General features: G+C 48.3%; 10 protein-coding genes. 2 read left to right on the top strand and 8 right to left on the bottom strand.

The features are described 5' to 3' along the window. Positions 1 to 51: 51 nt before the first annotated feature. The 5 genes from MKY54_RS09870 to MKY54_RS09850 all read right to left on the bottom strand — a co-directional run bounded on the left by MKY54_RS09870 (position 52) and on the right by MKY54_RS09850 (position 6775). A complete protein-coding gene (locus tag MKY54_RS09870) occupies positions 52 to 1437 on the bottom strand; it encodes a sugar ABC transporter substrate-binding protein (protein WP_076191140.1) in 1386 nt (461 codons plus the stop codon). Between the two features lie 93 nt (positions 1438 to 1530). Next, on the bottom strand, positions 1531 to 3147 hold the full coding sequence (locus MKY54_RS09865) for a response regulator (RefSeq protein WP_339191152.1): 1617 nt from the start codon (positions 3145 to 3147) through the stop codon (positions 1531 to 1533). 7 nt (positions 3148 to 3154) lie between these two features. Continuing rightward, positions 3155 to 4924 carry a sensor histidine kinase gene (locus MKY54_RS09860; protein ID WP_248547628.1) on the bottom strand — a complete coding sequence of 590 codons (1770 nt, stop codon included), beginning with the start codon at positions 4922 to 4924 and terminating at the stop codon, positions 3155 to 3157. Positions 4925 to 4969: 45 nt separating this feature from the next. Beyond that, positions 4970 to 5791 (bottom strand): carbohydrate ABC transporter permease, encoded by an 822-nt coding sequence (locus MKY54_RS09855; RefSeq protein ID WP_232061512.1) that lies wholly within the window; start codon positions 5789 to 5791, stop codon positions 4970 to 4972. An 87-nt stretch (positions 5792 to 5878) separates the two neighbouring features. Continuing rightward, entirely contained in the window at positions 5879 to 6775 is an 897-nt protein-coding gene (locus tag MKY54_RS09850) for a sugar ABC transporter permease (protein WP_248547629.1), read from the bottom strand. A gap of 236 nt (positions 6776 to 7011) precedes the next feature. Between MKY54_RS09850 and MKY54_RS09845 the strand changes: the two genes are divergently transcribed. Then, complete coding sequence (locus MKY54_RS09845; protein ID WP_339190323.1) at positions 7012 to 9552, top strand: heparinase II/III family protein; 2541 nt, start codon at positions 7012 to 7014, stop codon at positions 9550 to 9552. A 26-nt stretch (positions 9553 to 9578) separates the two neighbouring features. Next, complete coding sequence (locus MKY54_RS09840) at positions 9579 to 9899, top strand: cupin domain-containing protein (protein ID WP_036683993.1); 321 nt, start codon at positions 9579 to 9581, stop codon at positions 9897 to 9899. A gap of 67 nt (positions 9900 to 9966) precedes the next feature. Here MKY54_RS09840 and MKY54_RS09835 read toward each other — a convergent pair whose 3' ends face one another. The 3 genes from MKY54_RS09835 to MKY54_RS09825 are packed head-to-tail and all read right to left on the bottom strand — an operon-like array spanning position 9967 to position 13071. Then, positions 9967 to 11094 (bottom strand): glycoside hydrolase family 88 protein, encoded by a 1128-nt coding sequence (locus MKY54_RS09835; RefSeq protein ID WP_339190321.1) that lies wholly within the window; start codon positions 11092 to 11094, stop codon positions 9967 to 9969. A gap of 47 nt (positions 11095 to 11141) precedes the next feature. Further along, a complete protein-coding gene (locus MKY54_RS09830) occupies positions 11142 to 12206 on the bottom strand; it encodes an alpha/beta hydrolase family protein (protein WP_248547632.1) in 1065 nt (354 codons plus the stop codon). Then, positions 12181 to 13071: a pectinesterase family protein gene (locus tag MKY54_RS09825; RefSeq protein ID WP_076191130.1), complete on the bottom strand. Its 891-nt coding sequence runs from the start codon at positions 13069 to 13071 to the stop codon at positions 12181 to 12183. The genes MKY54_RS09830 and MKY54_RS09825 overlap by 26 nt, the downstream gene beginning before the upstream one ends. Positions 13072 to 13094: the final 23 nt, after the last annotated feature.

Genomic DNA, 13094 nt, shown 5'->3' with positions numbered 1-13094 from the left:
AGACGCCACTAGCTCGTATTAATACGGAGCCTAAGAGGCGTCTTTTTCGATTTATTTGGCCAATGATCCCTGCAGGGAACCTGCATTGAAGTCCGGCTGTGCTTCGATATCGGTGTCACCTGCGGCTTTGGCTTTTTCAAGTGCCGCATTATAGCGAGTATTCAAGTCCTGAAGCTCTTTATCTAAATCTCCACCACCAAAAATGTATCTATTGAAGACATCAACCTTCTTTAGTCCTTCCAGACGTCCCTCACTGATAACCATCGGAGTCGCTGGATAAATCCCGTCTAACTTCGTAGGCAGAAAATCTTCAATTCCTGCAATGTCTGGTGCCTTGGCAACAGTAGCAACCGATGGGATAACCGAAACCCCATACCCTGCTTCCTGGTAAGCAATCTGCACATCATCACTGTACATCCATTCAATAAACTTCCAAGCTTCTTCCTTATGCTTCGAATCCTTGCTCATAGCCAAATAACTTCCTGCAATAACTTGGCTGACACCCTTCTGCTCCCCGTCAATGGTTGGAGGAATCGCAGCTGCCCAGCGAATTTCAGTTGGGAATTGGGTTTTGTAGACCGTCGGCTCAACGGAATGGTTGAAATACATACCGATCTTGCCTTGAGCAAATTGCGCACGCAGCGGGTCGATATCAAGCGATTCCGATCCTGGCATCATGCTTCCATCCACCTTAATCTGCCGCAGCGCCTCAGCAACCTCTTTATAGACGCTAAAATCAAATTGCCCGGTCTGGAAGTCGAAGCCCTCTGTGCCCTTAGTCTTGCTAAGTGTTGTTATTGGATAAGCGATACGCTCAAATCCGCTGGTACTTTTGAAATTACCCGCGAAGCCGTAAGCGCCTATATCTTTTCCCGCTGCCGTAATTTTCTTGGCATCCTCGACCATCTCTGCGAGTGTGGTAGGCGGCTCTGTAATGCCAGCCTTCTCGAACAAATCTACGTTATAGATGAGGCGCCAGAACTGACCGATATTGGGAAGGCTATATATTTTGCCGTCAACGGTATTTTTCTCGTTGATAAGTACGTTCTCGAACCGGCTCTTCATCTCTGGTGAAATGTAGCTATCAAAAGATTCCAGATACCCTCTTTTGACCCATGTTGGCACGTTATAAGTATCCACCCGGAGAATATCAGGCGCCTGCATGCTGGAGAAGGCAATATCCACCGACTGGGTATAGTTCTCTGCCATAACCTTCATTTCAATCTCGATATTGGGATTAAGACCTTCATACTCACTGATCTTTTGCTCAATAAAATCAGAATCATGACGATCAATGGTCCAGTAGACCAATTTTGTTTTTTCGGAGTTTGTATTGCTGCTGCTTACCTCCGTATTAGATTCGGATGATGAACAGGCGGCCAACGAGCCAGCCAGCATCAGCGAAACCCCAGCTAATATCCATTTATTTCTTTTCATCTAAAATGCCTCCCTTTTCTTTTGAAATCGCATTCATTTCTTAAGAAAATTATAATTCCACTGCCCTTTTATCAGTGAAGGAGAAAACAACTGTCAATGGGAGACGAAATCACTGTTTCCCTCCACTTTAGGCAAGCTATATTTTGCACGAAAGTCAGTCGGCGTCATTCCGGTGTATTTTTTGAACTGCTCTGTAAAATAGGGTCGATCCTCATAGCCCAAAGAGATGGCAATATCCTGAACCTGTATGCCTTCCAACACTAGCTCCTTGGCTTTGTCCATTCGTCTTCCGATAATATATTGGGCGAGTGTCATCCCCGTCTCCTTTTTAAAAAGATTGGAGAAGTAGCTAGGACTAAGATGCACCTCCCGTGCACAGTCGGCGACGGATAGATTTCGCTGCAGATTTCCATTGATATGAGTGATGGCCCGATCCACAAGCATACGCGCGTCACTGCATTGGCGTTGTTGCAAATACGTACAGCCCAAACGGCAAAATTCCCGAATCTGGCGGCTAAGATCTTCAAAAGAGACTGCACTGCTCATGTCTGCAAGCTTATTTTCCAGAGTTTTAACTTCCGAATCCGTTGCTTTTTCCGAAAAAATCCGATGGATAGAATGAGCCAGTTCAAGACATAGCGTCTTAACGATGGACGGGTTAGGCGTTGCCGGTGCAGTAATCCAATCATGCCAAATATGATCCAGCTGCTCCTCTGCTTTGGACAAATTCGCCGAACGCAGACAATAAAGCAATTCTTTCTCCTTGTCATATGAGTATCTGGGTAGCGCGGCATTCACGACTGCATCTTCAACATAGGTGTACACGCTGTTCCCACCGTTCAGAAAGGTGTTCGCAAGTGCAGACAGCGCCTGCGCATAGGAAGCAGAAAGCTGCCCTACCTCCTCCACCTCTCCACCCAGTCCAATGGATACCGTCTGGTACGTATACCGATGTACATTTTCCCGGCATTTCTCTGCAAGTTGCTCCATATTCGGCTCCGCCAGAGGGTTCATCACAATAACGAACTGATTCACATTTTCCCGGAACACAATGCCCCGAGTGTATTCGGATATTGTATTTTCCAAAATATTCTGTACGGCAAAGCGGATTAATTCCACCTCGGAAACCGTAAGTTCTGATGTACGTTCCACAAAAAAATCCACTTCCGCTACCATCACGCAAAAGTTATGGTTATTCATCTCGATATTGTAAAAATCCCACTGCTGGCTCAAGTGCTGCTGCCTAGTTCCGTAACGGATGAGCAGACGCATATATTCCTGACGCAAATAAGGTAAGCTCTCGCGCAGCTTTTGTTCCATGCCCATCATCTGCTCAGCTTGACTGCGTTCCCGCTCCAACACTTCTTTGGCCTTCAACACGGATTCAAGCACTTGAACCTTGGTATACGGTTTTACAATCAGATCAAAGGCACCCAGCTTAACTGCTTCCTGGGCATAGGTGAAATCAGAATAACCCGTCAAAAAAATCAGTTTGATGCCTGGCTGCTCGGCTTGGATGCTCCGCATCATCTCTAAACCATCCTTAAAAGGCATTCGGATATCCGTCAATACAATGTCAGGACGATGCTTGCGGATCTGCTCCAGACCTTCTTCCCCGTCTGCCGCGGTGGCCGCGATCACAATCCCATGTTCCTCCCAAGGAATCCGCTGCGACAATCCGCGGACCACTGCAGGAATATCATCAACAATACATATTTTAATTGAATGGGCGCTCAGGATTTATTCCCCCTTCCACAGGAATGGATAGAACAGCTTCGGTTTCAACACGCGGACTGCTTCGAAAAACCAATCCGGCTTCTTTGCCGTAGTACAGCTGCAGTCGGCTACATATATTAGACAGAGCATAACCTCCACTGCCGTTCGGCTCCTTCAGCCAGGCATTGAGTTTCTCCGCATTCATGCCGGTTCCGTTATCGGTAACCCGGATGAGCAGTGTGTTTTTGGCTACTTCTACAGAGATCCGGATCACTCCCCCTCCCCTTAATTCCTTAAGGCCGTGCAGGATTGAGTTCTCCACCAAGGGCTGAATAATAATTTTCAATACAGGAAGCTCCAGCAGTTCCACTCCGGCATCAATTGTATAGTCAAACAACCCTTCATAACATTGCTGCTGAAGGTTTAGATACTGGCGGACATGTTCCAGTTCCTTGCCTAAGGTCGTAATTTCCTGCCCGTTGTTCAGTCCCAGCTGAAACAGTGCAGACAGCGAAATGACCATCTGTTTCACATCTTCATATTCATCCATCTCACATTTCCAGAAAATCGTGTTTAATGTGTTATATAAAAAATGAGGCTCGATCTGCGCCTGAAGCGCCTTGATCTCCGCTTTTCTCTTTTCTTTTTCTGTATCCTTGACTTCAGCAATCAACTCACCAATCCGGTCCAACATCTGGTTAAATTTGCGTCCCGCCTCCCCAATCTCATCCTGGAAAGGACTCTGGAAGCGTGCACTGAGATCCTCTTGCTCAACACGAGACATCGTCCGTTGCAGTTTCAGCAGCGGTCCCAGTAGCAAAGCGGACAGATACCTTGCAAGGAAAAGCGCGATGACGATACATGCCGCCATGATCATCAACACCAGCCATTGAATACTCCGAACAGGTTGCAGCAGTTCCTTTTTGGACAGGTAGCTGACCAACACCCAGTCTTTTGCGTACCCTGAACTGGCATAGCTGAGCAGCATTGGCCCATCCCCAGCAGAATATTCAAAATTACCCCGGTCTGCTTCCCTCAGTTTGTCCAAAAACACAGAGTCCCGAGACCATTCCGGACGTCTCCCGTCTCCGAAGACGCTTGTTCCCTCTTTATTGATCAGTAAAAAACGTGCGGAGCCAAGACTCCCGCCTCCACTTACAGTATCTTCAAGAATGTCCTCTTTTACATTAACGATCAAAAATAGATCAGGGACATAATTGTCTGTAAGCGGCTGCAAGACTAGGGAAATAACATGGTGTTTCCCGGCAAATAGCTCGTCCCGATGACTCTCCACCCAATTGGTTTCAGGTTTCTCCTTAATCCGTTGATACAGCGAAGATTCTAGAAATGGGGTCAAGGTTCTGCGCTGATTGCTGGTAGAGTAGAAATCCCCGTCCGGCGTACTGATCAAGATAGATTCAATGGAGTTTTCCGTCAACTCTACCTGCGTGAAGGGCGCTTGCAGCATAGAAAAATTGGCAAAAAAACGTTCCATATTATGAGCTTTAATATCCCGGATGGTCTGCTGATAAGCTTCGCTCAACATCATCGTGGAGGAAGCCACAATGATTTGCTTTAACTTCTGGTCCAGGACATTGATTGACTGATTCAGCACATTTTGATTTAACTCGACAGAGTTACGCTCCATCGCCCGAGAAGCGATGGAGTAAGCCAATAAACCAGTGACAGAAATACAGAATACCGTAAGTGCGGTAAAGGATAGCCATATTCTTTTCTTCAAAGAGGTACGATAAACCCAGGCCTTCAGCATGTATTCACATCCTTCTTGAATAACTGTCCGAAGCCCGCCCCGAATTTAGCCCTTTACAGAGCCAGCTGTCATCTGCATGAACGATTTATTAGCGAAAATATAGACAACAATCATTGGCAACATGGACAGACATGCACCCGCGAGCATCAATTGAGGTTGCGCCGCATCGCCGATACCATATTTTAGCCCCGCCAATCCTACGGTGAGTGTCTGTAATTTTGGCTGTGTCATGGTAAAAACCAGCGGCAGAATATATTCGTTCCATGCTCCGCGGAAGGTCCAGAGCGCCGTGACTCCAAGGGCGGGTGTCAGAAGCGGTAAGATAACTCGAAAGTATACGCTATAGAAATTACAGCCGTCAATAAAAGCAGCCTCATCCAGATCCTTCGGAATCGCTCGTACAAAACCAATCAACATAAAAAATGCCGTGGCATGCGCACTAATCAGAATAATAATGACACCCCATAACGATTTCTGTAGATTAAGCGCTACCATAAGGTCAAATTGCGGCCGAAGCACCACAGCACCGATCGAGATGAACAGCGTGCAGGACTGAATTACAACATATATACGTTTCCCGTAAAAATCGACTCTCGCTACCGCATATGCGGCCATCGTTCCAATTAATAGAGTGCCTAAGGTGGTAAAGATACTGATAAACACACTGTTCCATGTAAAGCGGGCAAAGTTAGCCGAATTCCAAGCCTGCGCGTAGTTTCCAATCTGCCATGACTTAGGCAGCAAGGTGGTTCCTGTCGTCAACTCCAGATTGGTCTTAAGGGATCCGAAAAAAGCCAGAATAATCGGAAACAACGCAAAAGCCGCCACTATAAGTAGAAAAATCCACAGCAAGGTCCGGGACAGCACCGCTCGGGTCTTGAAGGACCGGACAGGCTGGACCGAAGTGTTCTTCGTCTCCGCATGTAATGTACTCACTGTTCATTCTCCTCTCTTTTAATAGATATCATTTAGCTTTTTAGATACATAAAAGTAGACTAAGGTAATCAGACCTACAATAACTGCTGTGGCAAAACCAACCGCACTACCGTAGCCAAATTGCTGAATGCTTGTACCTCCACTGGATACAGGGAAGAACAGCTTATACAGGTACAGGTACATAACTTCCGTCTTGCCATAAGGACCGCCTTCGGTAAGCACCATAATACTCTCGTAGCCTTTTAGGGAGGCGGTAATAGCGAGCATAATGATCATTTGCAATACAGGTCCGAGCATGGGAACGGTGATGTTCCACATTTTTCTGAAAGGTCCAGCTCCATCTATAGATGCCGCCTCATAGAGATCCTCAGGAATGTTCTGTAAACCAGCGATAAAGAGCAGCATATAGTTACCGATAGCCCCCCATATCGCAATCATAATAGCGGTTAGTAAGGCATATTTCGGCCCTAACCAATCTATCGGAGCGGAAATAATTCCAGAGCCGACCAATAGCTGGTTAACCATCCCGTTGTATGAATTAAAGATAACGTAGAATACGATGGCCATAACCGAAGCACTGATTACGGTCGGCATAAAGTAAATCGCTCTTAGCAGCTGCCGCCCTTTCAAAGCACGATTGAGGACAACCGCCAGTAAAAATGATAATGGCAAGGTGATGAGCAGCTTGCCTCCAGCGTAGATAAAGGTGTTGACCACTGACTTCCAGAATTCCTTATCCCTTAATAAGCGCTCGAAATTCTCCAGTCCGATAAACATGGGTTCGCCGAAACCCTGGTAATCATAGAACATGTACTTCAGAGCCCAAAAGATCGGATATACTCCAAAAACCAGCGTCAGAATCAAACTGGGAGCAACGAAGGTCCAGGCGTTAATTTGACGTTTTGATAAATTCATTTATTGTTCCTCCTGTCCATTGGACTAAGCTTATGTCCTTAATGATAATTCTATCCGTTCGTAACGGTTAGGGAGAAAGCGACTGCGCTTGGGGGAGAATTTCACTTTTTCAGTTGCTTTGTCCCCTTTCCTTCATTTGTTTATCTATCCCGTCCTTCGTAAAGCCACGTTTATACTAATTAAGAGAAAGCTCACCCACGAACCATGACTACTTTACAAGGAGGTTAGAACTACCGATGATTTCAGCATATGGTGGCGGTACACGCCCCTTCGGATGTTATACCGAAGGAGAGCTTGAGGGCATACGCCTTAGAATCGAACAGCTTCCCAAGGTCCGGCAAGAGTACGAAAGACAACAACAGCTGTCTGAACAATTTGCCAGCCGAGAAGCTGCTGCGCCCCTCCATAAACTCGGGGTGTTCCGGGTAGAACCCTTTGTTTTTAAAACCCCTCCCAGAACGGCCTTCCTCAAGCTTTCTGTACAGATTCGGGGAAAGGGCACGGCGTGCATCGGGGGCTTGCGTCTGACTCATTCGCAGCTTGGCTTGCCGGTTGAACTAGCGAATGGCGGTCTAGAATCTGGGATGCTGGGGTGGAGTCAAGACCGAGAAAACGGAAGCACAGTATATCTAGAGAAATTGGCCAGCTGGCAGCAGGGTCTCCAGCCATCTGGTGTAACCCCATCTGGCGCTAGTCTGGCAGACGATTTGCAATGTATCTGCATCAGTAATGAGGAAGTGAAAGGATTGACAATCCTTCATTATGGAGAGACCATACCTGTATATGAAGGTGATCATTACAGCGTGCAGACGGCGCTCAGTCTGGAAGCTCCTCTAGGCGAAGGAATCTGCATCGGGGTCCATTTTCTAAATGCTGCGGGGCAGCCGTTAGGAACTGAGCTGCTCTCCCCGCTTTTTAATCGGCCGACACTTACCAATTGGGCCTACCTGCTGGAGGCTACGGGAGCGGACGCCAATATGTATATGATCACGGGTGAAAGTGAATTTGCGGTTCGAGCCAAGCAAAAGCTCCAGTACATGCTTGCCGATATACGGGTAGGCATGGATATTTTCCGTAGAGACGGCTGGCATGACGATGATACTTACGGCGCGGTGCATATCGGGAGGGGGCTCGCTGCTGCTTCGGTAATCTACGATCAGATTGCTGGCAGCAGTGTATTCCTCACTGGAGAAGAAACCGAACTTCTCGCTCATTTCCGCTATATCGCAGACATGATGATGGATACCCACTACTACCGGTTTGATCTAGAGACCTTCCCAGATGAAAAGGGAGGAAAACGCAGTAATTGGAATGCCGACCGGGCAACCGGACTGGGTGTATATGCCCTCCTCTTTCCCAATGAAAAACAAAGTGAGGCATATCTTGATCATGCCCTCTCTGTCATCAACTGGCAGCTGGCAGAAGTGGTTGATTCAGACGGCGCATGGCCAGAAAATATTCGCTACCATGGCGCAGTATTGCATCGCTATTTTCTCTTCTTCGTCCTATTAAAGCGTTTGAAGGGCATTGATTATTTCAAGCATGAGAAGGTAAAGGGCATGTACCGTTTCCTAATCGGAACAGTGACTGCACCAGATATTATTCAAGGCGGCTCTTCTGGCTCCCCCATCCTGCTTACACCAGCGGTCGGCGATGCCAATGTGCAGGAAAAATGGTTTCGCCTGCTTGGATATGCGGCCCCATTCTATATGGACGAAGACCCCCAGCTTGCCGGGGAAATGCTCTGGACGTGGAAGCACGGCGGAGAACCGATTGAGGATAGTGGCGCATTTCCTCTGCCTCTGGTCGCGCTGTTATATCCACAGCCCGATTTAGCAGAACAAAGGCCTGCACTCGACTCCGTACATTATCCCGATATCGGTTATGTCATCTTCCGCAACGGAGAACAGAACCTTCAGCATTATGCAATCTACGAGGCGTCTCCGCTGACTTATCACGCTCATCATGATGAAGGGCACTTCTCCATCTGGGCAGATGGTGTTCCAGTAACCCTTGATTCTGGAACGGGAGGTTATTATAACGGGGATCGGCATTGGTATGTGTCCAGCGCAGCTCATAATGTTGTTCAATTTACCGATTCATTCGGAAATTTTGCCAATGGGCCACTGCAAAGCACATGCAAGGAAGTACGCTTTTCAGAAGAGTTAGATCATGCCAGCAGTCTTATTCCAGAGGCTAACGCCAGGGAATATGAGCGGAATTTCTTGTTCATTAAAGCAGGCTTTAACGTCTACTTGATATGGGATCGAATTGAGGGAGCATCGAACAGCGTCTGGAATCTGCATACACTCAGTACTGATGCAAGTATAATGGAGCAATCCATTGATGCAGCTTGCCTGAACGGCAAGCACCTAAGCGCTTATATCGCCGAACCAGAACTTCCAGTGATTACAATGGGAGAAGGCGCTGTAGCCGGGAATTATCCGCTGGCAGAGCAGCAACATTTTCGTGTTTATGGTGGTAAAAGCGATTACGTCATTCTGCTTCATCCCCGGACAGAAGATGCTTCTTCACTACAGCTTGAACAGCTTGATTTTGAAGAGGCTGTCGAAGGAGTACGCTTGTACAGAATATCCCGTACGGATGGGAAATGGTTTATCGCCGCCATCAACGGCACCAAGGAGGAACACCTTGTTACTGTTCCGGGTCTCGGACCGCTTAGGCTGCTCGGAGAACCTGAGTCAACATCCGGGCAACCTGAAGCAACCCAATTAAGAATTGAGGCAGGCAGAATTCACATCGCCATGCCCCGATAACTATATACAAGGAGGAAGATTAGAACATGAGCAATCTTGGAGTATGGGAACCAGCAGAACCGGGAGTTAAACGCTGTATCTTGAACGCTGCAGCCAGTCTGATGATGATGGAGGTTCATTTCGAAAAGGGAGCCGAGGGCTATGAGCATAGCCATCCTCACGAGCAGATGAGCTACTGTCTGCGTGGAAGCTTTGAATTTCGTATTGACGGCGAGAAGCATAAGGTAACCGCGGGGCAAAGTATTGCCATACCGCCAGATGCAAAGCACGGTGTAACCGCATTGGAAGCAGATTCTGCGCTGCTCGATGTCTTCACACCTATCCGCGAGGATCTGCTGAAACGCTAATAAATATATATCTGGCAGCAAAAAAAGGCCCAATCATTCCATTTCAGAGGGAATGATTGGGCTTCTGTTATTTTTCAGCTTGGTACCGTTCCACCTCAAGTGATGCTAATAACAATGGAGCGACGCCCATAGGCACATCCGACAATACGTCCTCAGAGATATAGTAATCGTATGAGCCATTACGGTCTTTGCTCAGACCCGCTCCATGACAGATCTGGTGCAGGTGCACACCTTGTTCATCCTCTTCAGTCAAATGCGTCAAAATGCCTTCATACCCTTGCAACATCGCCTCTATAAAAGAGGATTCCAGATAACCTAATCTTAGTCCCTTAGCCATCGCATAAACAAACATGCACGAGCCGGAAGCTTCAAGATAATTGCCTTTTCTCCCCGCTTGATCTAACACCTGGTACCAGAGGCCAGTCTGCTTGTCTTGAACCTCCAGAAGCGCGCCGCACATCCGCTGGAAAATGCCAATGATCGTCCCCCGCTGCGGATGAGTGAGCGGAAAATGCTCCAGGCAATCAACCACAGCCATCGCATACCAGCCCATCGCCCGGCTCCAAAAATGAGAGGACAATCCGGTAGAAGAGTCAGCCCATTCCTGCTCTTTGGATTCATCCCAGCCATGATAGAGCAAACCGGTCCGTGGATCACGGGTCCGCCGCTCAACCAGCAGCAGCTGATGCGCCGCTTCGTCAATCAGTTCAGGTCGTTGAAAAACCTTGCCGTATTCCGCTAGGAATGGCGATGCCATGTACAGCCCGTCCAGCCACATCTGGAAAGGGTATACCTTCTTATGCCAGAATCCCCCTTCGGAGGTGCGGGGATGTCCAATAAGCTGTGCGGCCAGCAAATGGGCTGCTTCAGCATACCGTTCTTCTCCGGTTTTCTGGTATAGCAAGAACAGGTTTTTCCCCTCGTTAATCTGGTCCAGATTGTATTCTTCCAGCCTGTAGGTACGGATGGAACCATCCTCTCCAATAAATGTGTCCATATGCCGCTCCATAAAGGAGACATACTCAGGCTGGTCGAGCTGAACACCCGCCCGGGCCATTGCCATCAGCAGCATGCCCGGAACATAAGCCCATCTTTCCAGCACATATTCATGCTCTCCCTGCTTGTTGCACCCTCCAAGAATCGTACTCGCGATTTTACTGGACAAGTGAACGGTTGTTGCTTCAGTTATAGACATCCTTATTCCTCCTTCGTTTGTCATCCATATGAAGTCTAATCTTATGCTCAAGTGAGCTGCTTGCGCAGCCAGGCAAAGGCTGGTTCACCATGAATCTCATGACCTCCGGTGAAGAAGTCCGCTTCTACCTGTCCGATATGATTCGCCGACCTGTAAATCGTCTGCAACTGGGTTAAAGCTAATTTTGTTCCGCGCGGGCCAAACAGATGATCGGCATCTCCCGATTCGAGGAACAGGCCACGAGGGGCAATGAGGCCCAGTAGGTCAGGCATCTCCGCTTCCAGCAAAATCCCTGGAATATAATTATCAAGGCAATGATTGCGTGTCAGAATACTGTCTGCGAAAGTATTGGCATACCCGCTTACGACCGCACAAGCGATTCGTTCGTCAAGTGCAGCTGTGAAGCCAGCCACCAGTCCCCCGCCGGAAATACCCATAATTCCAATTCGTTCATCCTTAACTTCTTTTCTTGTCTGCAAATAATCCAGTGCCCGCATGGTTTCGTAGATACGGTAGCCGGCCATCGTCTTCCCAACCATCAACAATGCGGATGACAGGCGGAAGCAGGAATTACGTCCAGGCTCCCCGCTTGTTAGGTCTTCTTCCAATCGTCTGTCCCCAAAGCCGAGCAGCTCCGGGGCTGCCACTACAAAGCCCTGTTTTACCAGTGAAACAGCGAAGTCTTTGTGCAGCCCGGGATCTCCCTGCCGATCCGATCCGTCCGGGTTCAAGCCTACGATCTCCCGGCTTCCATAGCCATGTCCATGAATGGCAAGAACGGCAGGAACAGGGGTAGAGAACGGCTGATCCGGGATCAGAAGATACAGCGGCATGCGCAACCCTTCATAGGTAGTTATCTCTATACGTTCACGGGTATACCCGGAGCAGACGGTTCGTTCCAGCAGAACCGGTTGCAGCTCCTCAGCTATTTCTGGAAAGCCACCTAACCGCTTCGTAAATGCTGCGCTAAGCTCATCACGCCATTGCTGAAAGGGTATGTCTTTGCTGAAAGCCGAGTTACGTTGTGCTGAACCAGCTAGTTCTTTCATGTATTGTTCCAGAGGCTCCATCCGAAGTGCTCCTTCCTTAATATCCTTCAGGATGCCAGCCATCAAGCACGGTCAGCACCCTATACTCCGCAGCTTCCTGTGGAATCAGCTGCCGCGACCATGCAGCTCTGGCTTCGGGATTGGCTCCCGGTCCACTGCTGCCATATTCTTCATAGCGGCTAGTTTCCTCCCTGTCCGGCTGCCCCCAATTATGCCAGCCTTCGCCGATAATCGAACTGTCTATGACCGTGCGGATAAAAGCCACATGTGCATAAGGGCGCCAAGGTCGGCCAAGATACACTTCACTTACACCTTGACCGCCAGTAATTTCACAATCGAGGAATACATAACCAAACGGTGCGCCTTCAGGCGTTGATGCGGCTGTAATATATCCTCTGGAACGTTTGTTATGCAGCCGGCAACGTTCAAACAAAGCCGTAGCCGCGCCAAAAATATAATCCACATCGCCTTCAATGTAACATTCGTTATAATATTGCTTTCCTTGCCCTGTATACAAAGTATCCTGATCACCCAGCAGGCGTACACGCCGGAATACAGCATGACCAGCATCAACAAAAGCAGCCACCGCCTGACCAGTGCCGGGACCTGATGCATTTCGAATGGTCAGATTTTCAGCGGTGAAATGCTCAGCGAATACATTCAGGGTACCGGATTTGAACGTGCCAATCGGCTCTCCGTCCGGACCTAAAGTGTGCGCGTTGTCTGACCAGGTAATGATGGTGGAATTCGTGTCTTCCCCCAGTAGCAGAACCGGAGGCGTTCCCTGTTTCACTGTAATTTTTTCCTCGTAAATGCCGGGTTTGATACGAATCGTCACTTCTTCCTTGTGTTCCTGTGGAATTGAATCCAACGCTGCCTGTAGACTACTGAATCCTTCGTCGACACTCTTAGAGACTGTAATTAACATCTGCGGCTCCTTTCCTATCAACC

Origin of the sequence: Paenibacillus sp. FSL P2-0121, assembly GCF_037975345.1 — a bacterium.
Lineage (GTDB): Bacteria > Bacillota > Bacilli > Paenibacillales > Paenibacillaceae > Paenibacillus_AQ > Paenibacillus_AQ odorifer.
Note: the sequence above shows the minus strand (reverse complement) of the source record. Positions and strands in the feature narration are given on the sequence as shown.

Coding starts and splice junctions, on each gene's coding strand:
- MKY54_RS09870 (WP_076191140.1), bottom strand. CDS start 1,437: ATGAAAAGAAATAAATGGATATTAGCTGGGGTTTCGCTGATGCTGGCT.
- MKY54_RS09860 (WP_248547628.1), bottom strand. CDS start 4,924: ATGCTGAAGGCCTGGGTTTATCGTACCTCTTTGAAGAAAAGAATATGG.
- MKY54_RS09850 (WP_248547629.1), bottom strand. CDS start 6,775: ATGAATTTATCAAAACGTCAAATTAACGCCTGGACCTTCGTTGCTCCC.
- MKY54_RS09845 (WP_339190323.1), top strand. CDS start 7,012: ATGATTTCAGCATATGGTGGCGGTACACGCCCCTTCGGATGTTATACC.
- MKY54_RS09840 (WP_036683993.1), top strand. CDS start 9,579: ATGAGCAATCTTGGAGTATGGGAACCAGCAGAACCGGGAGTTAAACGC.
- MKY54_RS09835 (WP_339190321.1), bottom strand. CDS start 11,094: ATGTCTATAACTGAAGCAACAACCGTTCACTTGTCCAGTAAAATCGCG.
- MKY54_RS09830 (WP_248547632.1), bottom strand. CDS start 12,206: ATGGCTGGCATCCTGAAGGATATTAAGGAAGGAGCACTTCGGATGGAG.
- MKY54_RS09825 (WP_076191130.1), bottom strand. CDS start 13,071: ATGTTAATTACAGTCTCTAAGAGTGTCGACGAAGGATTCAGTAGTCTA.